This window comes from Amycolatopsis thailandensis, from assembly GCF_002234405.1.
Taxonomy (GTDB): domain Bacteria; phylum Actinomycetota; class Actinomycetes; order Mycobacteriales; family Pseudonocardiaceae; genus Amycolatopsis; species Amycolatopsis thailandensis.
In genome coordinates this window covers 1-25,320 of sequence record NZ_NMQT01000096.1, presented here as the reverse complement: position 1 = coordinate 25,320, position 25,320 = coordinate 1, and the positions used below count along the sequence as shown (strand labels likewise).

Sequence of the window (25,320 nt, the reverse complement as noted above, 5' to 3'; positions counted from 1 at the left end):
ATGTCCTATGGGGACCCCTCATGACACGCGCGCTCCTACTCCGCGTTACTGGAGTGCCCGGGGAACAAGTGCGCGTCCGGGTTCAAAGCGACCGCGATGTTGTTGACCGCCGTCGCCGCTTCCCCGAACCCGGTCGCGATCAGCTTCACCTTCCCCGGATACGCCGCGACGTCGCCCGCCGCGTAGACCCGCTCCCGCGGTGTCGCCATGGTCGAGTCGACGGAGATCGCGCGATGGTCGATCTGGAGTCCCCAGCTTTCGATCGGCCCGAGATCCGCGGTGAACCCGAGCGCGGCGACCACCGTGTCGGCGCGCAGCACTTCGGGTTCGGAGCCCTTGATCCGGATCTCGACCTCCGCCAGCGCGCCGTCGCGGTCGAAGAAGCGGGTGACCTCGGCGTCGGTGACGATCCGCACGCCGAGTTCCCGCGCCTGCCGCACGATCGACTCGGCCGCGCGGAACTTCGCGCGGCGGTGCACGAGGGTGACGCTCGCGGCGACCGGATGCAGCGCGAGCACCCAGTCGAACGCCGAGTCCCCGCCGCCGACGACGACCACGTGCTGACCGGCGTGCGCCCGCAACGCGGGCACGAAGTGGACCATGCCGCGGCCGAGCCAGCCGTCGCCGGCGGGCAGCGGTCGCGGGGTGAACTCGCCGATCCCGGCGGTGATCAGCACCGCCCCGGCGCGCACGACCTGACCGCCGTCGAGCGTGATGGCGATGCCGTCTTCGACACTTTCGAGTTTCTCGGCCTTGCGCCCGAGCAGATACGCGGGTTTCCACGGGGCGGCCTGGTCGAGCAGGCCCTGCACCAGATCGCGGCCGCGGACCTCGGCGAACCCGCCGACGTCGTAGATCATCTTTTCGGGGTACATCGCGGTGACCTGTCCGCCTGCCTCCGGCAGTGAATCCACGACGGCCATCGAAAGACCGCGGAATCCCGCGTAGTAGGCGGCGAAAAGACCCGTCGGACCGGCCCCGATGATGACGAGGTCGTACGACGTCTCCCCAGCGGACTCGCTCATTCTGCACTCTCCCGGAGGGTGGTGGGGGGCGTGATCGAGAACACATTCGATCCTAGCCCTCGCGTGCCGAAAGACACGGAGCGCGCAGGGAGCCGCTGCGCGAGACTTGGGGTATGGCTGAACAGGAATACCGGATCGAACACGACACCATGGGTGAGGTGCGCGTCCCCGTCGACGCCCTCTACCGCGCGCAGACGCAGCGCGCCGTCGAGAACTTCCCGATCTCCGGCCGTGGCCTGGAGCGCGCCCAGATCCGCGCGCTCGGCCTGCTGAAGGCTGCCGCCGCGCGGGTCAACGCGAAACTCGGCGTGCTGGACGCCGACGTCGCCGAAGCCATCGCGAAGGCCGCCGACGAGGTCGCCGAAGGCAAGCACGACGCGCATTTCCCGATCGACGTGTTCCAGACCGGTTCCGGGACCTCGTCGAACATGAACGCCAACGAGGTCATCGCGACGCTCGCGTCGAGGGCGCTGGGCCGCGACGTGCACCCGAACGACCACGTCAACGCTTCGCAGTCGTCGAACGACACCTTCCCGACGACGATCCACGTCGCCGCGACGGAAGCCGTGCTGTCCGACGTCGTCCCGGCCCTGGAGTACCTGGCCGCCGCCATCGAGACCCGGGCGGCCGAATGGGCGGGCATCGTGAAGTCCGGCCGCACGCACCTGATGGACGCCGTGCCGATCACCTTCGGCCAGGAGGCGGGCGCGTGGGCGTCACAGGTCCGGTTCGGTGTCGAGCGGTTGAAGTCGGGCCTGCCGCGGCTCGGCGAACTGCCGATCGGCGGGACCGCGGTCGGTTCCGGGCTGAACGCGCCCGAGGGCTTCGGCGCGGCAGTTTCGCAGGAGCTGGCTTCGGTGACCGGTCTTCCGCTGACCGAGGCGCGTGACCACTTCGAGGCGCAGGCGACGCAGGACAGCGTCGTCGAGACGTCCGGGCATCTGCGCACGGTCGCGGTGTCGCTGAACAAGATCGCGAACGACCTGCGCTGGCTGGGCTCCGGCCCGCGCACCGGGCTCGCCGAACTGGCGCTGCCGGATCTGCAGCCGGGGTCGTCGATCATGCCGGGCAAGGTGAACCCGGTGATCCCGGAGGCGACGCTGCAGGTGGTCGCCCAGGTGATCGGGAACGACGCGGCGGTGGCCTTCGCGGGTGCGGCGGGCAACTTCCAGCTCAACGTGAACCTGCCGGTGATCGCGCGCAACGTGCTCGAATCGGCGCGGCTGCTCGCGGCGGTGTCGCGGCTGCTGGCGGACAAGGTGTTCGCGGGCGTGACCGTGAACACCGACCGCGCGCGCGAGTACGCCGAGGGTTCGCCTTCGATCGTGACGCCGCTCAACTCCTACATCGGCTACGAAGAGGCCGCGGCCATCGCGAAGCAGGCTCTCAAGGAGCTGAAGACGATCCGCGAGGTCGTGATCGAACGCGGTCACGTCGCGAACGGCAAGCTCACCGAAGCCCAGCTGGACGAAGCCCTCGACGTACTCCGCATGGCGCGCGGAGGCCGCTAAGCGCCGAGAGCGACCACGGCCGCGTGGAGCGGTGAGGCGAGCGAAGCCGCCAGCCCTCCCGAAGGCGGCTTCTCGGTGAACAGGTGCAGCCACGTCAGCACCGGGCCGAGCAGGATCGAGTGCACGAGAGCCGGATCGGGCCGTCGCGAGAGTTCCCCTCTCACGACGGCCCTTTCCAGCATCAGGACCAGATATCCACGTTCACGCCCGAGGAAGGCCTCGCCGAAGCGCGCTTCCAGCGCCGGATCCGCGCGGACGTCGGCGAGCAGCGACGGCAGCGCGCTCTTGACCTCCGGACCGTCCAAAGAGGACTGTATCACGCCGAGAACCGCAGCCACGTCACCCCGCAGCGAGCCGGTGTCCTCCGGCGGTTCGAGTTCGACGGGGTGGATCACCGCGGCGAACACGAGTTCCGCCTTCGAACGCCAGCGCCGGTACACCGCGGCCTTGCCGACGCCCGCCCGCGCCGCGACCGCGTCGATCGTGCAGCGCTGGTAACCGCTTTCGGTCAGCAACGCCCGCACAGCCTCGCGGACCGCGTCGTCGATTCCTTCTTCCCTCGGCCTGCCTCTCGCCATGCACCCAGTTTACGAGACTGATAGTTCCGTATATCGTCCGGGTATGACCTGGACCAGGATCTCCCGTCGAATCCTTCCCTGCCCGCCTTCGGCGCTCTGGCCGTCGCTGGCCGACTTCACCCGCTGGCCGGACTGGGATCCCGACCTCACCGGCGCCGAACTGCACGGCCCGGCCGAGGTGGGGACGACCGGCTTCCTCGTACCGAGCGGATTCCGTGGCCGCGTGCACTCACGGGTCGCCGAGCCGTTCACGATCACGTCTTGGGTCCAGGACCGCGAGATCGCCATTCGCCAGCCGATTCCGTTCGGCGCCATGGATCTCGCGCTGCGGCTGAGCGCGGTCGACGGCGGGACGGAGTTCGTCCAGGAGATCACCCTCGCCGGGCCGATGCGCGCGGTCATGGTCGCTGTCATCGGCGGCGACGTCGTCAAGCACTTCGACGTCAAGTGCGCCAAGCTCGTCTCGCTCGCGGCGCAGGCCGAGCACGACGCCTGAAGACACCAGCGCGACCCCGATCAGCTGGGAGAAGCGGAAGTCCTGCATGTCCAGCAGGAGTGAGACGGCCAGTCCGGAGACCGGCATCAGCCCGACCAGCACCCCGGCCCGATCAGCGCCCAGCATCGAAACCGCCGAGTACCAAAGGAGAAACGCGATCGCGGTGACGACGACCGTCAGGTAGCCGAGAGCGATCAGCTCACGTCCGTCCGGCCACACCCAGGCGGCGGACGGGTCCGCGACCGTGCCGACCACCGCGCCGCCGACGCCCGCGGCGCAACAACTCCAGGTCGCGGTCGCCAACGCGCCGAGGCGTTCGAGCACGCCGACGGCGAGCAGGGTGAACAGCGCTTCGCACACCATCGCCAGCGCCGCGAGCACCAGTCCCTGCCAGCGCGCGGCGCCGCCGCCGGACAGCACCGCGATCCCGAGTCCGGCGAGCACGGCCCCGGCAACCGGCGCCCATGACGGCCGTTTTCCCTTGGCCAGCGGGGCGGCGAGGGCGAGCACGAGCGGCGTACCGCCGAGGAAGGCCGCGACCAGTCCGGGTTCGGCGTAGCGCTGCGCGAACAGCAGGCACGCCTGGAACCCGATCATCCCGGTCGCCGCGAGCGCGATCAGCGCGGGCCAGTCGCGCCGGCCCGGCAGCGGCATCGGCTGTCCGCGCAGCCGCGCCCACGCCAGCAGGAGGGCTCCCGCCAGCGCGTAGCGCAGCGCCTGTCCGGTGATCACCGGGTAGCCGTCGAGCATCCCCGTGACCGGCACGGACGCGCCGACGATCAGCACCCCCAGTACGCCGAGCGTCACGCCTCTTCGTTCGCTGTCCATACGTCCACGATGTCGGCGATTTGGCCCTGAGCACAGAGCCAGAACACGGTCACCGGACTGGACCATAAGTCCACCGGAGGTCCGTGAAGGCCTCCTTCCCTACCCTGAAAGTAGGGAAGGAGGCCTTCACGGACCTCGATATCACCACTTGCGCACCAGGTGCACCAAAAGTCACAGCGGCGGCGCGTGAAGGCCCCCTTCCCTCGGCTCAGCCGAGGAAACTCGACCTTCACACCCTGCCCAAGTACATGAAGGCCCCCTTCCTTGCGCCTGGCGCAAGGAAGGGGACCTTCATGTACCGCAGGTGGGCAAGTACCGGCCCGGCCCGCCTGGGTCGTGAGTGGCGATTCGGGTTAGGGCCAACCGTGTCTCAGGTACCTACGGTCGGGCGATTTCGCGTGACCGGTGGGACGGCACGCGTGATTGAGCGGACGGCACGTGTGTCCAGACGGACGGCACGCGAGGGACTCGGCCGTCGCCGAGTGTCGTCCGCCTGGACACACGTGTCGTCCGTCTGATCACGCGTGCCGTCCACTCGGTCACGCGAAAGTACCGGCTCGGCCCGCCTGGGTCTGTCAGGGCCAGGCACGGCCAAGCGGCCTCCGGGATACTTGTCGACATGACCGAGACGGCCGAACTGGGCGACTTCCTCAAGGCACGCAGGGCCGCGCTGGACCCGGCCGACCTCGGCCTCCCGACGGGGTTCAACCAGCGCCGGGTCGCCGGGCTGCGGCGTGAGGAGCTCGCGCAGCTGGCCGGGATCAGCGTCGACTACTACACGCGGCTGGAGCAGGGCCGAGCGCGCAACGTGTCCGACTCCGTCCTCGAATCGCTGAGCCGGGCGCTGCGCCTGCACCGCGACGAGGAGACCTACCTGCGCAATCTGGCCGCGCCGAAACGCAAACGCGTCGCGCGGCCGCGGGTGCAGCGGATCCGCCCGGAACTCCAGCTGATGCTGAACGCGATCCAGTCCCCGGCGTTCGTCTTCGGCCGCTACCTGGACGTGCTGGCCTGGAACCCGCTCGGCGGCGCGCTGTCCTTCGACTTCGGCGCCACGCCGCCCGGCGAGCGCAACATCCCGAAGCTGTTCTTCCTCGACGAGTACGCCCGCGAGATGCACCCGGAGTGGGCGACAGTGGCGAAGGAGGTCGTGGCGAACCTCCGCTCCGAGAGCGGGAAGTATCCGGACGACCCGTATCTCGCCCAGCTCGTCGGCGAGCTCTCCCTCGGCAGCGAGGAGTTCCGGAAGCTGTGGGCGAAGCACACCGTGCGCGAGAAGGCGCACTCGTGGAAGGTGATGATCAACCCGATCGTGGGCGAGCTCCGGCTGCGCTACGAGACGTTGCGGCTGCCCGACGATCCGGACCTGGCCCTGGTGATCTACACCGCCGAACCCGGCTCCGACAGCGAGCGGGCGCTCGGCCTGCTCGCCAGCTGGGTCGCCGATCCCGCGCACGCCTGAACCCGCTCGGCGGGAAACTGTCGGTCCCCGGGTTCATGATGGACCCATGTTGTTCACCGCGGTGGTGACCGCGTCGGCCGAACTGGCCGCCACGAGGTCCAGGAAGGCGAAGATCGCCACCCTGGCCGCACTGCTGCGCGCCGCGGGCGAACCGGAGCTCCCCGCGGTCATCGCGTTCCTCACCGGGCAGCCGACACAGGGCCGCATCGGCACCGGCTGGCGGACGCTGGCCGAACTGGACGCGGCTCCGGCCGCCGAGCCGTCGTCGACAGTGGCCGAGGTCGACACGGCGCTCGGCACGGTGGGGGCGGCGTCCGGTTCGGGGTCGGTGAAGCTGCGCGCGGACACGTTGCGGGCGCTGTTCAGCAGGTTGACGAAGGACGAGCAGGAGTTCCTGTTCCGGCTGCTCACCGGCGAGCTGCGGCAGGGCGCGCTCGAAGGGATCATGGTGGACGCCATCGCGGCGGCGTCCGAGATCCCGGGCGAGGAGGTCCGGCGGGCGTTCATGTTGTCCGGGCAGCTGCCGGTGACGGGTCTCGCGGCGATGACCGGCGGCCGGGAGCGGCTGGCCGAGTTCAGGCTGGCACTGGGCAGGCCGATCCGGCCGATGCTGGCGTCCCCGGCGGAGTCGCTGGAAGAGGCGGTCACCGAGCACGCCGAGGCGCTGGTCGAGTACAAAATGGACGGTGCGCGGATCCAGGTCCACCGCGACGGTGACGAGGTGCACGTCTACACGCGGACACTGCGGGAGATCACCGGCAGCGTCGGCGAGCTGGTGGAGCTCGTGCGCGCGCTGCCGTGCACGTCGGTGGTGCTCGACGGCGAGACGCTGGCGCTGACCGACGACGGCAGGCCGAGGCCGTTCCAGGAAACGATGAGCCGGTTCGGCAGCACGCGCGAGGAGCAGGTCAAGGCGTTGCTGCTGCGGCCGTACTTCTTCGATTGCCTGCATCTCGACGGCGCGGATCTGCTGGACGCGCCGTTGTCCGAGCGGAACGCCGCGCTGCGGAAGGTCGCCGGAGAGCACGTCATCCCCGGCGAGGTCGCGCCGGCGTCCGCCGCCGAAGTGCTGGAAGCGGCGATGTCCGCCGGGCACGAGGGCGTGATGGTCAAAGACCTCGCGTCACCGTACGCGGCGGGCCGTCGCGGGCGCGCGTGGCTCAAGGTGAAACCGGTGCACACGATCGATCTGATCGTGCTCGCCGCGGAATGGGGGCACGGCAGGCGCACCGGCACGCTGTCGAACCTGCATCTCGGCGCGCGGGACCCCGAAGGCGGGCCACCGATCATGGTCGGCAAGACGTTCAAGGGCATGACGGACGAGTTGCTGTCCTGGCAGACGAAGACGTTCCAGGAGATCGAGACGCACCGCACGGACTGGGCGGTGCACGTACGCCCGGAGATCGTCGTCGAGATCGAACTCGACGGGGCCCAGGTGAGCACCCGGTATCCGGGCGGGCTGGCGCTGCGCTTCGCGCGGGTCGTGCGGTACCGGCCGGACAAGGAAGCCGCGGACGCCGACACCATCGACACCGTCCGCGGCCTCCTCAAGCCCTGACGCAATTCGTCCTCTGGATGCGGTCCTTGCGCGTGCAACGACCGCATCCAGAGGACGAAACGCGTCAGTAGCAGCGGTCCGAAGAGATCTTGTACGTGTAGTTGTTCGAGAGGTTGGAGGTCACCTCGAAGCGGATCTTGTGACCCACCGGCGGCTCCCCGAGCACGCCGTGTTTCACCGTGTGCTCCTTGCCGGGCGCGATGCCCCCGCTCCAGAGACCTTTGTCGAAGGTGTCGTCGATGATCTGGACGAGCATTCCCCGGTAGTCGTGGTTGTGCACGGTGATGTCGATGCTCTGCCCCGCGCTCACCTCGACGACCTTGGTCGACGCGCCCATCAGCGGTCCGCCCTCGCAGACCTTCGACGCCGCCGAAGCGGACGGTGCCATCAGCAGGGTGCCGGCCAGCGCGACCGGGACGACGGCGAGCAGCTTCTTGTTCATCGGTTCCCCACAACGGTCTTGACGACATTGGACTGGACGGCCAGGTCGAGGCCGATCTTCATGTTTCCCCCGCAATAGGCCTTCTCGCCGTTCTTGAAATGCACCGTCAGATCCCCGGCGCATTCGAAGACCTTGACGTCCCAGGTGCGGGTGCCCGGCTTCAGGCAGATCGCGTCCTTCCCGGCCCGGCGCATCCAGCCGTGATAGCCGGATTCGCAGGTGATGATCGGATCACTGCCCGAAGCGGGCGCCGGAGCCGCCTGCGCGGCGGTGACCGGCAGGAGTGCCACGGTGAGCGTGGCCCCGGCCAGTGCGGCGACCTTGACGTACGGACGCATGGATTCCCTTTCCGAGATCAATGTGAGAGTGTTTCGGAAAATCCCCATCCGGAATTCCCGGACGCCGATGACGCTAAAGGCGACGGCGACCACTCGGAAAGCGATTCACGGCCACGCAATGGCCATGGCCGGGGAAACAATGTCCACGCAGGTCAGCGCTTTGGCCACCGGCCCCGAAGGTCAAATTACGCGGACCGAGAAGAACACCGCGCGGGTGTTCGGCAGCAGGATATGGCCCTGTTCGTCGGCCATCTTCCAGTACACCTGGCAATGCCCGGGGCGGTCCGGCGCGTGGACCTCGACCGAGACGCGCACATGTTCACCGGGCGCGGTCTGCGGAACGGGAACGCGTTCCGGAGTGCCGCATTCGCCCGGATTCCCGAACGAGCCGGCGCGCACCAGATAGCGGCCGACCCATCCGACCGATCCCGCGTTCCGGAACTCCCACGTCTTCACGAAGGTCGATCCGGCCGCGACCTCGCTGCCGTCGGGCACGGTCACGTCGGAGACGAATTCCGACGCGTCGCCCGCCGGAGCGGCGGGCTCGGAGCCGAACGGAGCGGTGAACACGAACACCAGCGCCGCGACGAGCACGAGGGCGACGGCCCCGGCAAGGACGAACGCCGTCCGCCGCGAGCGTTCCGGAACCGGTTCGGGCGGCGCGTCGGCGGTCAACGCGTCCCGCGCGCGCTCCCATTCACCACGCCATTCGTGGCGGACCTCGTCCTCGTCACCGCCGAGCACCCCGGTGGCCAGCACACGGACGAACTCCCAGGCCGTATCCCAGCTGGGCAGGCGCTCTCCGCGGGCGGCGGCCGAAAGCGCCGATTTGGAGGCGAGCGCGCCGTATTCGTCGCGCATCCGGTCGTAGGACGGGTCACCGGCGGCGCGTTTCAGCTCCCACAGCCGTCGCGCGAACCCGGCGACGGGCCCGCTGTCCTCCACCGGCCCCCGCGCGACCCGCCCGCGGCGTCCGGGCCTCCGCTCGACGTCCATCGCTTCCCACGATATGACCCGCCTGCCGGGAAGGCCCGGCGGCGTCCCGCCCCCGATCGAGTGGCGGCGCACGGTGGTGACGGGACGTCGCGGCGTGATCACCCATAAAGTAGGCGGAATGCAGGCTTCCAAGATCGCGCGCGCCTGGTTCGGCGCGACCGCGCTGGTGGTGATCGCCGGTCTGGCCGCCCAGATCCCGGTTTCGGCGGGCACCGAAGGCGGCACCTTCCACACCCCGGCCGGGCGGGTGGCCAACCTGCTGGCCTTCTTCACCATCGACTCGAACATCCTGGTCGGCATCGGCGGCCTGCTGCTCGCGCTCGGGGTCGCCGGCCGGTCGACCGTCTTCGGCGTGCTGCGGCTCACCGGCCTCGTCGGCATCATCGTGACCGGCGTCGTCTTCCAGGTCGCCCTCGCCGACCTCTACGAGCTGCACGGCTGGGCCCTGTTCGCCGACACGATGCTGCACAAGGTCTCACCGCTGATGTGCGTCGCGGGCTGGCTGCTGTTCGGGCCGCGCGGGCAGCTGTCGTGGCGGGTCCTGTGGTGGTCGCTGCTGTACCCGCTGGCCTGGCTCGCGGTCACGCTGGTGCGCGGCGCGATCATCGGGTTCTACCCGTACCCGTTCGTCGACCCTGGCGTCAACGGCTACGGCGGCGTCGCGTTCAACTGCGTGCTGATCGGCTTGCTGTTCATCGGCCTCGCCGCGGCCGCGGTCGGCTTCGACCGCACCTTCGGCCGCCGCGATGACACCGACGACTACTTAGCCCCGGACCCGGCGGAAAGCGTTGAGCGGATCCGCGACACCGGCGCGTACTAACGTCCGCACCGCGCCGAGCCTCGGGTCCACCGGTTTCCCGGCGGCCACGCGGTGCATCTGCTGGGTGTGCCACTGGATTTCGAGCAGGCTGTCGGCCAGCCGGATCCCCGTCTTCGGGGCCGTGCGCCGCGCGCGGACGTCCTCGCCGTCCAGCAGACGGCCGGGCAAGCCCGGGTCGACGACCAGCGGCCTGCCGAGCCCGATGACGTCCAGCGCGCCGGAGCGCAGCGCGTCCGCCATTCCTTCCGGGCTGGTGAAGCCACCCGTGACCATCAGCGCGACGTCGGTGACCTGTCGCGCCTTCGCGGCGTAGTCGAGAAAGTAGGCCTCGCGGCTGGCAGTGCTGGTCTTGCTCGCCTTGCCGGAGCCCATCATCGCGGCCTTCTCGTAGGTGCCGCCGGAGACTTCCAGCAGGTCGATGCCCGCTTCGCCCAGCTCGCGGACGACTTCGAGCGATTCCTCCTCACTGAACCCGCCGCGCTGGAAGTCCGCGCTGTTGAGCTTGACCGCGATCGGCACGCTGTCGCCGACCTCCGCACGCACCCGGGCGACGACTTCGAGCAAGAAGCGGCGCCGCCGGAGAGCGTCGCCGCCCCAGCCGTCGGTGCGCTGGTTGGTCAGCGGCGAAAGGAACTGCGAGACGAGGTAGCCGTGCGCGCCGTGGATCTGGACACCGGCGAACCCGGCGTCGACGACGGTCCGCGCGGCCACGCCGAAGCGGTCGACGATCGTTTCGATCTCGTCGACGGTCAGCGCCCGGGGCGTCGCGAACACCGAGCGGATGCCGCGGTCGCCGAACGGCACCGCCGACGGCGCGACCGGCTGACGGGACAGGAAGCGCGGGCTCTGGCGGCCGGGGTGATTGAGCTGGACCCACAGCCGGGTCTCGGTCCCGTCCGCCGAACGGGCCCACGGCTTGAACTCGGTCGCGTCCGGTTCGCGGGGTACCGCCACGTTGCGCGGTTCGCCGAGCGCCGTCGGGTCGACCATGACGTTTCCGGTGATCAGCGTCCCGGCACCGCCCCGGGACCACGTCCGGTACAGCTCGGTCAGTTCGGCGGTCGGCCGGTTGCGCCGGTCCCCGAGCTGCTCGCTCAGCGCGGCCTTGGCCAGCCGGTTCGGCAGGGTCGCGCCGCACCGCAGTTTCAGCGGTTCAGCCAGCAGTTCCTTGGGCTCGCTCATCCGCGCTTCCTCCGCCGTTACCTACTGATCAGTATCCCTACTCGAAGTAACATACTCGCGGTATGTCGAGTACTCAAGGTGTGGCGATGCCGAAGGGGTTGTCGATCACGTAGCGCCAGAGCCCGTCCTCGCCGCGTCGCGCGACGTCGGTGGCCGTCGCCGCGAGATGGCCCTCGATGACCCAATCGACGACCAGCAACACCAGGTCACCGGCCACCCGCACCTGGCGCGGCGTGACCTGGATGGGTTTCCCGAGCCCGAGGATCCTGCCGTTCGCGGACCGGCGTTCCGCACCGCTCACCTGCACGCCGTCCCGGCGGACGAACACGGCGTCCGGTTCGTAGACGGTGTCGAGGATTTCGGCGGATCCGGTGTTGAAGGCGGCTTGGAAGACGAAGGGATGCTCGGCGGGGTCCGCCGTCAAAGGCACACTGGAGTGATGCGTCATGCGGACAGCGAAACCGACCGCGAAGCAGGTCACCAAACGGAAACCTTCGACGGCGAACTCGTCCCGGACGCCCGCGGCCGCACCCGGCGGCCGGAGCCGGGCTGCCCCGTCGAGGTCGCGCTCGCCGCGATCTCGGGCCGCTGGACGACGCTGGTGCTCCGCGAACTGATGGGCGGGGCCCGCTCCTTCAGCGACCTTCGCACGGCGTTGCCCGACGTGTCGGCGAAGGTGCTGACAGAACGCCTCGGCGACCTGACCTCGCGACGTCTCGCCGTCCGCGAGGAACTACCGGGCTTCCCGAGCCGGACCAGCTACCGGCTCACCGCGGCGGGCCACGAACTGCGGCCGCTGCTGATCGAGCTGTACCGCTCGGGCTCGGCCCTATTGGCCCTTTAGGCGGGGCGCGACCGGCTCGACCCGCACCCGCACCTTCACCTCGTCGGCCATCTCCCGCGCCCAGGCCTGCAATCCCGGGATGTCGATCCCGTGCGGCCGGGCCTCGCGGAACGGCTCGATGTTGCCCGCGCCGCGCTCCAGCAGGGACACCGCGCCGTTCCCGTTCCCCCTGGCCGCGTGGGTCAGGCCCACGGCGAGCTGCGCGAGACCGCGCCACAGCTCGCGCTCGGCCCCGTCGGCCGCCTTCCACGCGTCCTCGAACACCTCGTGCGCGTGGAACGGGCGCCCCGCGTCGAGCAGGCGCTGCGCCTCGGCGATGGTGGCCTCGGGGCTGCGTTCGATGCCCTCGGGCTGCCGCTCGACCCCGTCGGCGCCGTACGGGAGCGGCCTGCCGAGACCGTCCCGTGGGCGGGCGTTGCGGGCTCGTCCGGCTTCGTCACGGTCCCGGTCGGTCATGCCGACATTGTCCCACGCGGGTATCCTGGGGACTCGTGCGCTTTCTCGACGGGCACCGGCCCGCTCACGACCTGACCTACGACGACGTGTTCCTGTTGCCGAACCGTTCGGACGTGGAGTCCCGCTTCGACGTCGACCTGTCCACTGTGGACGGCACCGGCGCGACCATCCCGATCGTGGTGGCCAACATGACGGCCGTCGCGGGTCGCCGGATGGCCGAGACGGTCGCCCGGCGCGGCGGCCTCGTCGTCCTGCCGCAGGACGTCGACACGGCCGCGGTCGCCGAAATCGTCACCTGGGTCAAGAGCCGTCACACCGTGTGGGACACCCCGCTCGTGCTGACCGGCGGGGACGCGGTCGCCGACGCGCTGAACCTGGTCGGCAAACGCGCCCACGGCGCCGTCGTCGTGGTGGACGAGGACGGCAAGCCGGTCGGCGTCGTCGACGAAGCGGCCTGCGCCGGCGTAGACCGCTTCGCGAGGCTCGGCGACGTCGCGGAGCCCGCCGTCGTCACGGTTCCCCTGAACACCCCGCCGCGTGAGGTTTTCGAGCGTCTGCACGACCACGGTGGCCGTCTCGCGCTCGGCATCGACGAGAACGGCAGGCTCGCGGGCGTCCTGACCGAGATCTCGGCGCTGCGCGCGGAGATCTACACCCCGGCCGTCGACGACGGCGGGAAGCTGCGTGTCGCCGCCGCGATCGGCGTGAACGGCGACGTCGCGGCGAAGGCCGAGGCCGTGCTCGCGGCGGGCGTCGACGTGCTGGTCGTCGACACCGCACACGGTCACCAGGAGAAGATGATCTCCGCGCTCAAGGCCGTCCGGTCGGTCAGCCCGCGCGTTCCGGTGGTCGCCGGGAACGTGGTGACCGCGGAGGGCACGCGCGACCTGATCCACGCGGGCGCGGACGTCGTCAAGGTCGGCGTCGGCCCCGGCGCCATGTGCACGACGCGGATGATGACCGGCGTCGGCCGCCCGCAGTTCTCCGCCGTCGCCGAATGCGCCGCCGCGGCCCGTGAGCTGGGCAAGCACGTCTGGGCGGACGGCGGCGTGCGGCATCCGCGCGACGTCGCGCTCGCGCTGGCCGCCGGCGCGTCCGCGGCGATGGTCGGCTCGTGGTTCGCCGGCACCCACGAATCCCCCGGCGACCTGCGATACGACGAGCAGGGCAGGCCGTACAAGGAGTCGTTCGGCATGGCGTCGAAGCGCGCCGTCGGCGCCCGCACGCGCACGGACAACGTGTTCGAAAGGGCCAAGAAGGGCCTGTTCGAAGAGGGCATCTCGGCGTCGCGGATGGCGCTGGACCCGGCTCGCCCCGGCGTCGAAGACCTGCTCGACTCCATCGGTTCCGGCGTCCGGTCCGCCTGCACGTACGCGGGCGCGCGGACACTGGAGGAGTTCCACGAGCGCGCGCTGCTCGGCATCCAGTCCGCCGCGGGCTTCGCGGAAGGGCGCCCGCTGCCGTCGGGCTGGTGAGCCGAAGCACCTGAAGCACTAAGGTGCACCGGGTGAGACGCCTCAGACGGATCGTGGCGGCGGCGACGGACCGCCGCCACGCGGAAAACGGGGAAATCGCCGAGCTGCGCTCCGCGCTCGCGGACCAGGCCGCGGAAATCGAGCGCCTGCGCGCGGTGTTGGAGCACCACACCGCCTGGCTCGAAGATCACGGCGGGGCACTGCGGGACGGCGACGCGCGCACCACCACCGTCGAGGCCAAGCAGGAAGCCCTCGGCTCGCGGCAGGAAGCGCTCGACGGCTGGCTGGAAAGCCATGACACCGCCTTCGAAGGCCTTCACCTCCGGACGGGTCAGCTCGAAGCCGCCCGCGCCGTCCAGACCTTCACCCAGTGGCTCGAACCGCTGGAACTCGCCGCCGCACCGAAGATCTCGGTGGTACTGCCGACCCACGACCGCGCCGCGCTGCTGCCCCGCGCGATCGCGTCGGTCCGGGCGCAGCGATACGGGAACTGGGAACTGATCGTCGTCGACGACGCCAGCTCGGACTCCACGCCCAAGATTCTCGCGGCCCCCGACGATCCGCGGATCCGCACGATCCGCGTGGCGCACAACAGGGTCAGCGCCGCGCGCAACGCGGCCCTCGCCGAAGCGACCGGCGACGTCGTCGCCTACCTCGACGACGACAACACCATGCATCCCTTGTGGCTCAAGGCTTTGGCATGGGCGTTCGGCGAGCACCCGGAGATCACCGCCGCGTACGGCGGATACGTCATCGACGACGTCGAAGGACTGCCGCGCCTGTTGCTCAAGCCGTACAGCCGCGAAGCCCTGCTCAAGGAGAACCTCGCCGACACCGGCGCCGTCGCGCACCGCGCCGGACTCGAAGAAGCCCGCTTCGACGAGTCACTGGTCGAAATGGACGACTGGGATCTCCTGCTGAGCCTCACCGCCGAACGCGACCCGCTCGTCGTCCCGGCGATCTCCTGTTTCTACTCCACGGCGGCGCCGAACCGCCTTTCCCACGGTCCTACCTACGACGCCGATTTCGCCGCGGTGCGAAGGAAGCACGGGGAGTCCTCTTAGGACTGTCCCAAGAGGACTCCCCGACCGGCTATCCGTGGTCCTCCAGCATCTCGGTGACGAGCGCCGCGATCGGCGAGCGCTCGGACCGGGTCAGCGTGACATGCGCGAACAGCGGGTGACCCTTGAGCTTCTCGATCACCGCCGAAACACCGTCGTGCCGCCCGACCCGCAGGTTGTCGCGCTGCGCGACGTCATGCGTGAGCACGACCCGCGAGGCCGTGCCGAGCCGCGAGAGCACGGTCAGGAGCACGTTGCGCTCCAAGGACTGCGCCTCGTCGACGATGACGAACGTGTCGTGCAGCGACCGGCCGCGGATGTGGGTCAGCGGCAGCACCTCGAGCATGCCGCGGTCGAAGACCTCGTCGAGGACGTCCTGGCTGACCAGACCGCCGAGGGTGTCGAACACCGCCTGGGCCCACGGCTGCATCTTCTCGCTCTCGGAACCGGGCAGGTAACCCAGTTCCTGGCCGCCGACCGCGTACACCGGCCGGAAGACCACGACCTTGCGGTGCTGGCGGCGTTCCATCACCGATTCCAGCCCCGCGCAGAGCGCGAGCGCCGATTTGCCGGTTCCGGCGCGGCCGCCCAGCGAGACGATGCCGACGTCGGAGTCCAGCAGGAGATCCAGCGCCACCCGCTGCTCGGCCGACCGGCCGTGCAGGCCGAACGCCTCCTTGTCACCCCGCACGAGGCGGATCCGCTTGTCCGCGGTGACCCGGCCCAACGCGCTGGAGCTGCCCGCGAGCAGCCTCAGCCCGGTGTGACAGGGCAGTTCACCCACCTCGGGCATCCCGAACTCGGCGGGATCCACCGAAGACCCGCTGAACAGCGCGTCGATCAGCGTCTGCGGGACGTCCACGTCCGCCATCCCCGTCCAGCCCGAAGGCGTCACCTCCTGCGCGCGGTACTCGTCGGCTTCCAAGCCGACGGCACCCGCTTTGACCCGCAGGGGGATGTCCTTCGTCACCAGCGTGACCGACGCGCGTTCCGCCGCCAGGTTGAGCGCACAGGCGAGGATGCGGTGGTCGTTGGAGTCGGTGCGGAAGCCGACCGGGAGCACCGTGGGATCGGAGTGGTTCAACTCCACCTGCAGGGTGCCGCCGTGCTCACCGATCGGGATCGGCGCGTCGAGCCTGCCGTGCTGACGACGCAGGTCGTCGAGCATGCGAAGCGCTTCGCGCGCGAACCACCCCAGCTCGGGGTGGTGACGTTTCGCCTCCAGTTCACTGATGACGACCAGCGGGAGCACGACCGCGTGTTCGGCGAAACGAGTCACCGACCAGGGGTCAGAGAGCAGGACCGACGTGTCGAGCACGTAAGTGGACCGCTGGGATTCGGGCGAGATCGAGGCTTTCTCCGGGCCAGGGGCACCGGTCGAAGAACGGCCAGAGGCCTTGCGGGGTGAACGCTGCGCAGTCACGACGGCATCTCCCTCGTGGGCGTGGCACCACGCCCGCACTCGCTGGGCCGGGCACCTCCCTGGCTAACCGCTCCTTCTGACGCTCACCACGTCAGTCGGCACGGCCGCGAGGGCCGGGTGCCGGCCCCCTCGTGCATCCACTGGGCGGCTGTGCCGCCCTGTCGACAACCGCCACGACCAGGGCCTCCCGCGAGAGTCCGCATGGGACGCGACCTCTCACTTTCGGAAGGTACCTGCGTCCGGCCGATCGCGCAGGCAGCCACCACGGTGATTCGCCAAACCGTCATCTCACTGTCGGTCGCGTGACATCGACACCTGGTCACCGTCACCCCATGTAGTGGTGATCACCATTCAGGGACGCTCGTCGACGTGACCCGGATGGATTAACGCGACAGAGGGCGTTCACCTGATGGAAGCGAAGGTTCTACCACGCTTGGTAGCGGGTCGCATTTTGTGCCCGAGACAGAGAACCGGACCGAGTGAAATGAACCTTTTTCGGCTCACACAATGGGCTTACCAGACGGTCACAGAGCTTGAATAGCGAGTAATTTTCTCACTGCGGGACACCCCCACCGGAATCGGTGCCCCCGACCCCCTGAATATCTCTACCTAGGAGTGCGAAGTGCTGAAGAAGGCTGGTTTCGTTTCCGCCGTCGCCGCGGGCATCATGATGGTCGGCGGGACCGCGTTCGCCGCCACCGGCGACACCACCGGCACCCCGGACCCGACGTTCGGCGACGCCTACAACACGTTCATCGAGGGCGGTGGCGCGCTGGGTTACGGCGCTGCCTCGCTGGTCGCCGGTGCCTACACGGGTGTCGTCCTGACCCCGTCGCTGCTGGCCCACTCGCTGGAGCACCACCACCACTGATCTTCGGTGTGGACGTCGAAGGCCCCGGAGTGCACGCCGGGGCCTTCGTCATGTCACCGGTCAGGAACCGAAGCGCCGGTGCCGCCAAGCGTAATCGCGCATCGCCCGGAGAAAATCGACCCGGCGGAATGCGGGCCAATAAGCTTCGGTGAACCAGAATTCCGAATGCGCCGATTGCCAGAGCAGAAATCCGGAAAGCCGCTGCTCACCCGAGGTGCGGATAATCAGATCCGGATCCGGCTGACCCGAGGTGTACATGTGTTCGGAGATGTGGTCGACGTCCAGGATCTTCGCGAGCTCGCGGATCGAGGTGCCCTCGTCGGCGTGCTGGAGCAGGAGCTTGCGGACCGCGTCGGCGATCTCCTGACGCCCTCCGTAACCGACCGCGACGTTGACCTCCATCCCGGAGCGCCCCTCAGTGCGCTCCGCGGCCGCGCTGAGGGCCTTCGCGACCTCCGGCGGCAGCAGGTCAAGGGCTCCCACGATGCGGAGCCGCCAGGGCGTGTGCGGCGCGGCGAGCTCGTCCGTCACGTCGGTGATGATCTTCAGCAGCGGGCTCAGCTCCTCGGCCGCGCGGCCGAGGTTGTCGGTCGAGAGCAGCCACATGGTGACGACCTCGACGTCTGCCTCGTTGCACCAGCTCAGGAAGTCCGCGATCTTCTTGGCGCCGGCGCGATGGCCGTCGGCGACGTCGGTGAAGCCCGCTTCGCGCGCCCAGCGGCGGTTCCCGTCCAGCATGATGGCGATATGGCGCGGATGGCGCCCTTTGGCCTGCTGGATCAGGCGCCTGCCGTAGGCGCTGTACACGACGTCTGACAAGAAGGACCGAAGACTCACGCCAGTGGAGACTAGTCACCCCGCGAGCCCCAGTGGGACGCGCCACGGACACTGGTAAAAAACCTACGGTGCCGTAACCTGGCTGAGTGAGCGTAGAGACCGAACCCCAGCCGTCCGGCCCCACGCCCTTGGTGGACACGCGTCCTCGCCTTCGGGGCCACCTCCACTTCTGGTCCTTCTTCGGCGCCGTCGCCGGAGCCGCGGCCCTCATCAGTCTCGCGGCGTCCACTGTGTCGCCTATAGCCGCTTTGTCCACTTCGGTCTACGGCCTGACCGTGCTCGGCGTCTTCGGCGTCAGCGCGCTCTATCACCGTCGCTTGTGGAGCCCACGAGCATACGAATGGATGAAGCGCGCCGACCATTCGATGATCTTCCTGTTCATCGCCGGCACTTACACGCCGTTCACCCTTCTGGCGATGTCCCAGCCGACCGGGTACATCGTGCTGGCCATCGTCTGGGGCGGCGCGATCGGCGGCGTCACCCTGAAGATGCTGTGGCCGAACGCGCCACGCTGGCTGGGCGTGCCGATCTACATCGCACTGGGCTGGGTCGCCGTGTTCGTCCTGCCCGAACTGGGCGCGCACGCCGGCATCGCGGCGCTCGTCCTGCTCTGCGTCGGCGGGCTGTTCTACACGCTGGGCGCGGTGTTCTACGCCGTCAAATGGCCGAACCACTTCCCGGAGACCTTCGGGTACCACGAGTACTTCCACGCCTGCACGGTGCTGGCCGCGGTCTCGCACTACATCGCGATCTGGCTGGCTATGTACGCCTAGCTGGGCTTTTACCCTTCTGGATCTCTTCCAGGCCGTCGCCAGGCCGTCACGCTGCCTGGTCACGGCCTGGTCCTTTTCTCAGGCTCCCGAAGAAGCCGTCGACCGCCTTGACCAGATCCACACCGCCGGAGCGGCAGCCCGTCAGGCGACCATGAACGAGTCATCCGCGACCAGGCCGCCCGGGCACACTCACATCAGTGAGAAGGAGATGGCGGCGCCGCCTCCTTGTAGTCGTCGAGACAACAAGGTGGGGCGAGCCAGATAGGCACTTCCCTCGCTTCGTCGACGCGAAGTCAACCGGCAGTCGACGATCCGGACCCATCGCTCGACTCGGACGGAATTGTATCGAACAACAGAACCTTCCTCCGTCGCCTCAAGCGCGATTCCTTGTTTCGATCAATCCTGTACAAGGCCACATTGTAGGCCCAAGCATGGGTTGAGACCTTCTTATCGACACCGAAGTGCCTTCCGGTCGCAGCATCCAACACTCGATGATACTCCTCGTGCAACTCCCACGAAAAATTCGAGAAGTCGACATCCTCCCACCCATAAAGGTGCCTCAGTTCAAACTTGATGGCGCTGACAAAGTCCAGCTCGGATCTATCGATCTTCCCTATCCTTGAACCGAGCGCCAAGGCGTGCTCCCTGACCTTGTCGGAAGCACCTTCCCACTTGCTTCCGGAGTCTCGCATCTCCGCGTAGTCAACCCAGGCCCAAAACCCTTCGGCATCTGCGATATCGGGAGCCTCTCGATGATGACCACTGCACAGAAGGGCGAAGTTTCGAACATTCATGGAGCCACCCAGTGACACCGGAACAACATGTGCACGTTCGACCGGCCTACTCCAACAGATAAGACAGCATGGATCATCCCTGATGCCCAGATAGTCGGCGATCATCTCCTTAGAGGGGGGCGACTTTCGTTCAACGCCGACAACCTCTCTCGGCTTGACCGGCAAAAGGTCGACGTCGCACCAAAAGCTGTCATCGTCTTCCGGGTAAACGATGTCAAGTTGATCCGGAATATCGTTGCACTGCTTTTTGCCGTTTTTCATTTCAGCGATAGGCGTGGTGATCCCGGTCAAGTAGGATCCGAGGTGACCGAGGACAAAATTGTTGATTATCTCCCATGCATCATGGTCAAACGCGCCCTTGCTGTTCTTATGCCCCTGCACCCTGAGATAGAGATATCTCGGCGCATCCGGATTTACGCGCTGCGCCGACTTCACAATACTGAAGAGCCGAAGGGCGCACCGTTCAAAGTTTTCATAAACGGCCATGTCATGATAGAGAATGACACCCTTTTGCTCCTTTCTCTTGCCCTTTGAATTGTCGCGATTTCGCCGCTTCTTCGCCATAGCGTTCCATGCCTTCAACCGGGTAGACCACTTGCGTCGACTGCATGATCGGGCGATGACTTCAGTTTGTTACCGAAATTTTCTATTTTCGGCACGCCAAGAGAAAAATCCGACCCGGCCAACGGCAAACGGACACTGGTTCATCGCGCTCGGGGCAACCTCGTACACCTAGTCGCGGATCAGGAGTTCTCGGTCCAGAATTGCTGAAGCCTCGCGATGGCTTCGGTCTTGGTCATCGCGGCGACCTCGGATTCACTGAGGCCGACCCTCGAGAGCAGCATGTGCACCAGGTCAGCCGGAAGAGCTTCGGTCTGCGGAACAGGTACTCCGCGATCTGGTTTGACACCGTCCTGCACGCACGACCAGAAGCACGGCTCATCGACGTCGAGCTGGTCGCGAAGGATATGCTTCCAGATGCTCTTCCCGTACCCGGTCCGATCCACCGGATGCGAGATCCGGGTCCGCAGAACGCGGCCGTCCACGAGACCGAGTTCGTAGGTGACGTGGTGCGTGCCCGCCCGGCCGCGGGCATCGCGAACCCTGCGCCACTCCTCGATCTGACAGAACGATTCGTGGTCCTTGCGGGTGGGTTGTGGCCAGTTCACCGCGCGGAACCCGCCAGCCAATCACGCAATTGATCGTCATCGCTCAGGCTGATCAGTTGCACCAGACCCCAGTTGTCACGGTGATTCGGCGCGTCCAGCAACCGCAGCTGCCAGTCTTCCGCGTACTCCCGCAGCGCATCGACCATCTCGGTCAGCGCCTCGTCGAAAGTGGCTCCGTCCGCCGCCACCGGCAAGCCTGGGATGAACACAGACCAGCCCCCGCCTTCCGCGACGACCTGGGCGGACGCAGGCAGGAGCGACGCGAGGAAGTACCGCAGCCGCTCGACATCCACGACGGCGGCCTGAACCGAATCACGCCGGACCGTGGCGACGCGGCCCTTTTCCGCCGCATCCAGCAGATCCTTCAGATGCGCGCGAGCCTCGGTGTAGCTGTCGTAGTGGAGAGCGGACACAGAGACCTCCCGGTCGAGTCATGACCAGTCTGCCCCAGTACGTCGCGTACGTCAAGTACGTCGCGTACGTATTCCGCTCACGACCACGGTGAGCTGGACGGACACACGCGTGTTCCCTCTGGCACAAGAAAGTGCCTTCTTCCGCGCCCCCACCGCGAGAGCCATGATCACCACCATGGCCAAGAACGTTCCGCCCCGCCCCCTCGACGACGCAGCACTCAGCGCCTTCATCGCCGAGCACACCTTCGGCGCCCTCGCGACCCTCAAGCGCGACGGCCGCCCGCATCTCTCCACGGTCGTCTACACCTGGGACCCCGAAGCCCGTGAGATCCGGATCAGCACGACCGAAGAGCGCCTCAAAGTCAAGCAGCTCCGCAACAACCCCACCGCTTCGCTCTACGTCTCCAGCGCCGACCACTGGAAGTTCGCGGTCGTGGAAGGAAAAACGGAACTCTCCGAAGTCACGCGAACACCCGAAGGCGAGCGAAGGCTCTTCATGACCCTCAAAGCCGAGAAACTCTATGGCACAGCGCTCGACATCGCTTAACGTACGCACCTGGAAAAGGCCAGGTGAGGAGACGTCCGATGTGGGAAAAGCGGATGGAGTGGCCGCTCAACGCGGCCGCCGTACTGTTCCTGGTCGCCTACGCCTGGCCGATCCTCCAGCCCTCGCTCGGGCACACCGGCCGGGTCTGGTGCGAGGTCGTCACCTGGCTCTCCTGGGCGGTCTTCGCCCTCGACTACGGTGTCCGCCTCAGGCACGCCGAGGACAAACGGGCGTTCCTGAAGAGCAACATCTTCGACCTGGCGATCATCGTGCTTCCGCTGATCCGGCAGTTGCGGCTGCTCCGGCTGGTCACGGTGCTCAACGTCCTCAACCGCAACGCCGGCCTGTCGCTGCGCGGCCGCGTCGTGGTCTACACGGTGGGCGCGACGGCGCTGATCGTGTTCTGTTCGGCGCTCGCCGTGCTCGACGCCGAACGCGCTCAGCCGGACGCGCCGATCACCGACTTCCCGGACGCGGTGTGGTGGTCCATCACGACGATCACCACGGTCGGCTACGGCGATCGCTACCCCGTCAGCGGCACCGGCCGCGTGGTCGCGGTCGGGCTGATGGTGGCCGGGATCGCGCTGCTCGGTGTGGTCACCGCGACTCTGGCGTCGTGGCTTATCCGGCGAGTGACCGAGGCCGACGAGAACGCGCAGGCCGTCACCCGCGAGCATCTCGACGAGCTGACCCGCGAGGTCAAGGCGTTGCGGGCCGAGCTCGCCGAGCAGCGCGCCGGGGTCAGTCCTGAAGCATCGGAGCCGCTAGGTACTGCTCGGGGATAGCGAAGGCGTCGACGAGGGTCCGCGCGTGCGGGCGCAGCTCGGCGCACAACGCGTTCACCGCGGCGGTGACGGCCTTCGAGCGACCTGAGGTCAGGCGTCCGTGTTCGAGGAACCAGCCCCGGTCCGCCTCGATGTTCGCGAGCGCGTAGAGGTCGCAGACCCGCTCCAGCAGCTCTCGTGCCTCTGCGTCGGCGCAGCGCTCGATGGCACCGACGAACGCTTCGAGCACCACCCGGTCGACGTGTGCTCGCCCGGCGCGCAGCACATGGTCCTGCGCGTCGTTGAAGACGCCGAAGGGGTCCGAAGCGGCCTTACGCAGACGCTGCGCGACGCCGCCGAGTACGTGCTCTTCGCGGTCTTCGAACAGCTTCAGGTGCCACTCGCGCGAGTACAGCACGTCGCTGTCGTCCGCGTCGGTGAGCCGCTCGACGACCTTGCGCGCGGACGTCCGTTCGATCACGGCCTCGACGAACTGCTCCGCCACGAACCGCGCGGTCGCGAGCGGGCTCAAGTCCTCGAAATGGTCCTTGTAGCTGGTCAGCAGGCCCTTCGCGACCAGCTGCAGCAGCACGGTGTTGTCACCCTCGAAGGTGGTGAAGACGTCCGTGTCGGCCTTCAGCCCGGCGAGCAGGTTCTCCGACAGGTACCCGGAACCGCCGCACGCCTCGCGGGCGGCCTGGATGGTCGCCGTCGCGTGCCAGGTCGACACGGCCTTGATCCCGGCCGCCCGCGATTCCAGCTCTCGCTGCTCTTCTTCCGGCGCGTCCTCGGCGATGTCGTTCAGCGTCGAGACGAGGGCTTCCTGCGCGAAGTGCAGCGCGTAGGACGTGGCCAGCGCGGGCAGCAGTTTCCGCTGGTGCGCGCGGTAGTCGAGGATCACGACCTCGTCGCCGTCGGGCCGCGCGAACTGACGGCGACGCTCGCCGTACCGGACGGCCAGCGCCAGCGCGCGTTTCGTCGCGCTGCCGGCACTGCCCGCGACGCTGACCCGGCCGCGGATGAGCGTGCCGAGCATCGTGAAGAACCGGCGGCCGTCGCTCTCGATCGGGCTCGTGTACGTCCCGTCTTCGGCGACGTCGCCGAAGCGGTTGAGCAGCGCCTCGCGCGGAACCCTCACCTGGGTGAACGTGAGCCGCCCGTTGTCGACGCCGTTGAGACCCGCCTTGCGGCCGCAATCCTCGATCTCGACGCCGCTCACGTCCTCGCCGCGGATCGGCACCACGAACGCGTGCACGCCGCGCGATTCGCCGCCGGTGATCAGCTGCGCGAACACCACCGCGAGTTCACCGTCGCGGGCGGCGTTGCCGATGTACTCCTTCGTCGCGCCCCGGTCCGGCGTGTGCACGACGAACTCGCGCGTGGCCGGATCATAGGTCGCGGTGGTGCGCAGATGCTGGACGTCCGAGCCGTGACCGTGCTCGGTCATCGCGAAACAGCCGAGCAGCTCCAGATCCTTGATCTTGCGCAGGTAGCGCTCGTGATGGCGTTCGGTGCCGAGCAACTGCACCGCACCGCCGAACAGGCCCCATTGGACCCCGGCCTTGACCATCAGCGAGAGGTCGCCGAAGCCCAGCATCTCGAACGACATCACCGAGCCGCCGACGTCGCCGCCACCGCCGTGCGCCGGGTCGAACCCCAGCCCCGGACGGTCGGTTTCGGCGAGTTTGCGAAGCCATTCGAGTACTTGGGCCCGGTGCGCTTCGATGTCGAGGGCAGGGTCGCTGGCAGGGTCCTTGAAGTCCTCCGCCGCCATCTGCTCCCGCACCGCGCGGCGGAGTCCGGCCCACCGTCCATCGAGGACGGTGGTCAGCGCGTCCGGGTCGATCTTCGCGGGAAGTCCTGGTGCGTCCACGATTCCTCCGATGCGGTGCGGTCTGGATTCAGACTGCCGCACCGCATCGGAAGCCGCAGGACGGACCCTTGTGAGCTCGCCGACGTTTCAGGAAAGGTCCGGTCCCTGCGAGCGCAGATCGTCGACCTTGGTCATCGCCTCCCGGAGTTCGGCGAGCCAGCTGTCCGCGTGCTCGCCGACCAGCCGGACCGCCCAGGCCAGCGCCTCCGACCGCGACCGCGCGACACCGGCGTCGACGAGGGTGTCGAGGACCAGGCGTTCGGGCTGCCGCAGCCGGGTCATGACCGGCGCCGAATGGGTGGTGAACAGATGCCGCGTGCCGCCGAGGCTCGCGCCCCACGCGACCTTGCGCTGATAGCGGTGCTCGGCCTGGCGCGCGATCTCGATCCGCTCGTCGCGGGTCTCCTCGCGGAACCGGCTGATCCGGCCGTCCTCGGCCGCCGCGCGGGCGGCGTCGTCGGCGTATTCGCCGCTGAGCGGCTGGAGCTCGCCGACGATGACGATCTCTTCGCGGTCCACCGTGACCTCGGGGTCCCCGGTGAACCAGCCTTCCGGCAGCCGCCCGCCGAACCACGCCGCCGCATCGTCCGCCGACGGGATGTCCGCCTGCTGCCAGCCGCCCCGGCCCTTCCAGCCACCGCGTCCCATATGTCTCGCCGTCCTGAAGTAGGTGTGCATGCTCGCCTCCGCGATTACATGATTACAACGCTACTGACGCTACGCGCGCTACTGCCGGCTTTCACTCGTGTTCTCCCCCGGCGAAACCGCAATGAAGGGGCCTTTC

At 68.3% G+C, this 25,320-nt stretch carries 27 protein-coding genes and 1 pseudogene; 12 read left to right on the top strand and 16 right to left on the bottom strand.

Translation table 11 applies throughout. The features are described 5' to 3' along the window. Positions 1-35: 35 nt before the first annotated feature. Positions 36-1,025, bottom strand: a complete 990-nt coding sequence (locus CFP71_RS26215) for an NAD(P)/FAD-dependent oxidoreductase (protein WP_093936607.1) — start codon at positions 1,023-1,025, stop codon at positions 36-38. Positions 1,026-1,138: 113 nt separating this feature from the next. Here CFP71_RS26215 and CFP71_RS26210 point away from each other — a divergent pair, with 113 nt between their 5' ends. Beyond that, positions 1,139-2,536, top strand: a complete 1,398-nt coding sequence (locus tag CFP71_RS26210) for a class II fumarate hydratase (protein WP_093936606.1) — start codon at positions 1,139-1,141, stop codon at positions 2,534-2,536. Here CFP71_RS26210 and CFP71_RS26205 read toward each other — a convergent pair. Then, complete coding sequence (locus CFP71_RS26205) at positions 2,533-3,114, bottom strand: TetR/AcrR family transcriptional regulator (RefSeq protein WP_093936605.1); 582 nt, start codon at positions 3,112-3,114, stop codon at positions 2,533-2,535. The two genes, CFP71_RS26210 and CFP71_RS26205, sit on opposite strands and share 4 nt — an antisense overlap. Here CFP71_RS26205 and CFP71_RS45640 point away from each other — a divergent pair. Continuing rightward, on the top strand, positions 3,113-3,610 hold the full coding sequence (locus CFP71_RS45640) for an SRPBCC family protein (RefSeq protein ID WP_425266636.1): 498 nt from the start codon (positions 3,113-3,115) through the stop codon (positions 3,608-3,610). The two genes, CFP71_RS26205 and CFP71_RS45640, sit on opposite strands and share 2 nt — an antisense overlap. On the opposite strand, the pseudogene CFP71_RS26200 reads toward CFP71_RS45640, so the two are convergent. Further along, a pseudogene (locus tag CFP71_RS26200) lies at positions 3,608-4,438 on the bottom strand (DMT family transporter); the annotation flags it as partial. The gene CFP71_RS45640 and the pseudogene CFP71_RS26200 overlap by 3 nt on opposite strands. Before the next feature lie 619 nt (positions 4,439-5,057). Here CFP71_RS26200 and CFP71_RS26195 point away from each other — a divergent pair. Together CFP71_RS26195 and CFP71_RS26190 are read left to right on the top strand one after the other, a co-directional pair. After that, entirely contained in the window at positions 5,058-5,900 is an 843-nt protein-coding gene (locus CFP71_RS26195) for a helix-turn-helix transcriptional regulator (RefSeq protein ID WP_093936603.1), read from the top strand. A 46-nt stretch (positions 5,901-5,946) separates the two neighbouring features. Further along, complete coding sequence (locus tag CFP71_RS26190) at positions 5,947-7,458, top strand: ATP-dependent DNA ligase (protein WP_093936602.1); 1,512 nt, start codon at positions 5,947-5,949, stop codon at positions 7,456-7,458. 64 nt (positions 7,459-7,522) lie between these two features. On the opposite strand, the gene CFP71_RS26185 is transcribed toward CFP71_RS26190, so the two are convergent. From CFP71_RS26185 to CFP71_RS26175, 3 genes are all read right to left on the bottom strand, one after another. Next, positions 7,523-7,900 (bottom strand): hypothetical protein, encoded by a 378-nt coding sequence (locus tag CFP71_RS26185; protein ID WP_093936601.1) that lies wholly within the window; start codon positions 7,898-7,900, stop codon positions 7,523-7,525. After that, entirely contained in the window at positions 7,897-8,238 is a 342-nt protein-coding gene (locus CFP71_RS26180) for a hypothetical protein (protein WP_093936600.1), read from the bottom strand. Before CFP71_RS26180 ends, CFP71_RS26185 begins: the two co-directional genes overlap by 4 nt. Positions 8,239-8,418: 180 nt before the next feature. Beyond that, a complete protein-coding gene (locus CFP71_RS26175; RefSeq protein WP_093936599.1) occupies positions 8,419-9,234 on the bottom strand; it encodes an NBR1-Ig-like domain-containing protein in 816 nt (271 codons plus the stop codon). A 118-nt stretch (positions 9,235-9,352) separates the two neighbouring features. Here CFP71_RS26175 and CFP71_RS26170 point away from each other — a divergent pair, with 118 nt between their 5' ends. After that, positions 9,353-10,054: a Pr6Pr family membrane protein gene (locus tag CFP71_RS26170; protein WP_093936598.1), complete on the top strand. Its 702-nt coding sequence runs from the start codon at positions 9,353-9,355 to the stop codon at positions 10,052-10,054. Here CFP71_RS26170 and CFP71_RS26165 read toward each other — a convergent pair. Together CFP71_RS26165 and CFP71_RS26160 are read right to left on the bottom strand one after the other, a co-directional pair. Beyond that, on the bottom strand, positions 9,998-11,236 hold the full coding sequence (locus CFP71_RS26165) for an NADH:flavin oxidoreductase/NADH oxidase family protein (protein ID WP_093936597.1): 1,239 nt from the start codon (positions 11,234-11,236) through the stop codon (positions 9,998-10,000). The genes CFP71_RS26170 and CFP71_RS26165 overlap by 57 nt on opposite strands. Before the next feature lie 73 nt (positions 11,237-11,309). Beyond that, positions 11,310-11,666, bottom strand: coding sequence for a YybH family protein (locus CFP71_RS26160; protein WP_244199839.1), 357 nt, complete (start codon positions 11,664-11,666; stop codon positions 11,310-11,312). Positions 11,667-11,675: 9 nt separating this feature from the next. Between CFP71_RS26160 and CFP71_RS26155 the strand changes: the two genes are divergently transcribed. Beyond that, a complete protein-coding gene (locus tag CFP71_RS26155) occupies positions 11,676-12,080 on the top strand; it encodes a winged helix-turn-helix transcriptional regulator (protein WP_093936671.1) in 405 nt (134 codons plus the stop codon). Here CFP71_RS26155 and CFP71_RS26150 read toward each other — a convergent pair. Further along, entirely contained in the window at positions 12,066-12,536 is a 471-nt protein-coding gene (locus CFP71_RS26150) for a DUF309 domain-containing protein (protein ID WP_093936596.1), read from the bottom strand. The genes CFP71_RS26155 and CFP71_RS26150 overlap by 15 nt on opposite strands. Positions 12,537-12,571: 35 nt before the next feature. Here CFP71_RS26150 and guaB1 point away from each other — a divergent pair, with 35 nt between their 5' ends. Both guaB1 and CFP71_RS26140 read left to right on the top strand, forming a co-directional pair. Beyond that, positions 12,572-14,011, top strand: a complete 1,440-nt coding sequence (gene guaB1 / locus CFP71_RS26145; protein ID WP_093936595.1) for a GMP reductase — start codon at positions 12,572-12,574, stop codon at positions 14,009-14,011. Between the two features lie 32 nt (positions 14,012-14,043). Next, positions 14,044-15,075: a glycosyltransferase family 2 protein gene (locus CFP71_RS26140; RefSeq protein WP_244199836.1), complete on the top strand. Its 1,032-nt coding sequence runs from the start codon at positions 14,044-14,046 to the stop codon at positions 15,073-15,075. 28 nt (positions 15,076-15,103) lie between these two features. Here the strand turns inward: CFP71_RS26140 and phoH2 are convergent, their stop codons facing one another. Beyond that, positions 15,104-16,390: an RNA 5'-3' helicase PhoH2 gene (phoH2, locus tag CFP71_RS26135; RefSeq protein WP_093936593.1), complete on the bottom strand. Its 1,287-nt coding sequence runs from the start codon at positions 16,388-16,390 to the stop codon at positions 15,104-15,106. A 727-nt stretch (positions 16,391-17,117) separates the two neighbouring features. Between phoH2 and CFP71_RS26130 the strand changes: the two genes are divergently transcribed. Then, positions 17,118-17,366, top strand: a complete 249-nt coding sequence (locus CFP71_RS26130) for a hypothetical protein (RefSeq protein ID WP_005168170.1) — start codon at positions 17,118-17,120, stop codon at positions 17,364-17,366. A gap of 60 nt (positions 17,367-17,426) precedes the next feature. On the opposite strand, the gene CFP71_RS26125 is transcribed toward CFP71_RS26130, so the two are convergent. Next, the gene (locus CFP71_RS26125; RefSeq protein ID WP_037306485.1) at positions 17,427-18,203 is read right to left on the bottom strand and encodes an isoprenyl transferase; all 777 of its coding nucleotides are present in this window, start codon (positions 18,201-18,203) and stop codon (positions 17,427-17,429) included. Between the two features lie 131 nt (positions 18,204-18,334). Between CFP71_RS26125 and trhA the strand changes: the two genes are divergently transcribed. Then, a complete protein-coding gene (gene trhA / locus CFP71_RS26120; protein WP_093936591.1) occupies positions 18,335-18,976 on the top strand; it encodes a PAQR family membrane homeostasis protein TrhA in 642 nt (213 codons plus the stop codon). 293 nt (positions 18,977-19,269) lie between these two features. On the opposite strand, the gene CFP71_RS44670 is transcribed toward trhA, so the two are convergent. The 3 genes from CFP71_RS44670 to CFP71_RS26105 form a co-directional block, all read right to left on the bottom strand. Continuing rightward, on the bottom strand, positions 19,270-20,334 hold the full coding sequence (locus CFP71_RS44670) for an HNH endonuclease (RefSeq protein WP_208636038.1): 1,065 nt from the start codon (positions 20,332-20,334) through the stop codon (positions 19,270-19,272). 179 nt (positions 20,335-20,513) lie between these two features. After that, a complete protein-coding gene (locus CFP71_RS26110) occupies positions 20,514-20,939 on the bottom strand; it encodes a cytotoxic translational repressor of toxin-antitoxin stability system (RefSeq protein WP_093936590.1) in 426 nt (141 codons plus the stop codon). After that, positions 20,936-21,352, bottom strand: a complete 417-nt coding sequence (locus tag CFP71_RS26105) for a prevent-host-death protein (RefSeq protein ID WP_093936589.1) — start codon at positions 21,350-21,352, stop codon at positions 20,936-20,938. Before CFP71_RS26105 ends, CFP71_RS26110 begins: the two co-directional genes overlap by 4 nt. A 163-nt stretch (positions 21,353-21,515) precedes the next feature. Between CFP71_RS26105 and CFP71_RS26100 the strand changes: the two genes are divergently transcribed. Next, positions 21,516-21,899 (top strand): pyridoxamine 5'-phosphate oxidase family protein, encoded by a 384-nt coding sequence (locus CFP71_RS26100; protein ID WP_244199835.1) that lies wholly within the window; start codon positions 21,516-21,518, stop codon positions 21,897-21,899. Positions 21,900-21,937: 38 nt separating this feature from the next. Beyond that, on the top strand, positions 21,938-22,684 hold the full coding sequence (locus CFP71_RS26095; RefSeq protein ID WP_093936588.1) for a potassium channel family protein: 747 nt from the start codon (positions 21,938-21,940) through the stop codon (positions 22,682-22,684). Here CFP71_RS26095 and CFP71_RS26090 read toward each other — a convergent pair. Together CFP71_RS26090 and CFP71_RS26085 are read right to left on the bottom strand one after the other, a co-directional pair. Further along, a complete protein-coding gene (locus CFP71_RS26090) occupies positions 22,641-24,536 on the bottom strand; it encodes an acyl-CoA dehydrogenase family protein (protein ID WP_093936587.1) in 1,896 nt (631 codons plus the stop codon). The two genes, CFP71_RS26095 and CFP71_RS26090, sit on opposite strands and share 44 nt — an antisense overlap. 87 nt (positions 24,537-24,623) lie before the next feature. Further along, positions 24,624-25,184, bottom strand: coding sequence for a hypothetical protein (locus CFP71_RS26085; RefSeq protein WP_093936586.1), 561 nt, complete (start codon positions 25,182-25,184; stop codon positions 24,624-24,626). Positions 25,185-25,320 lie beyond the last annotated feature (136 nt).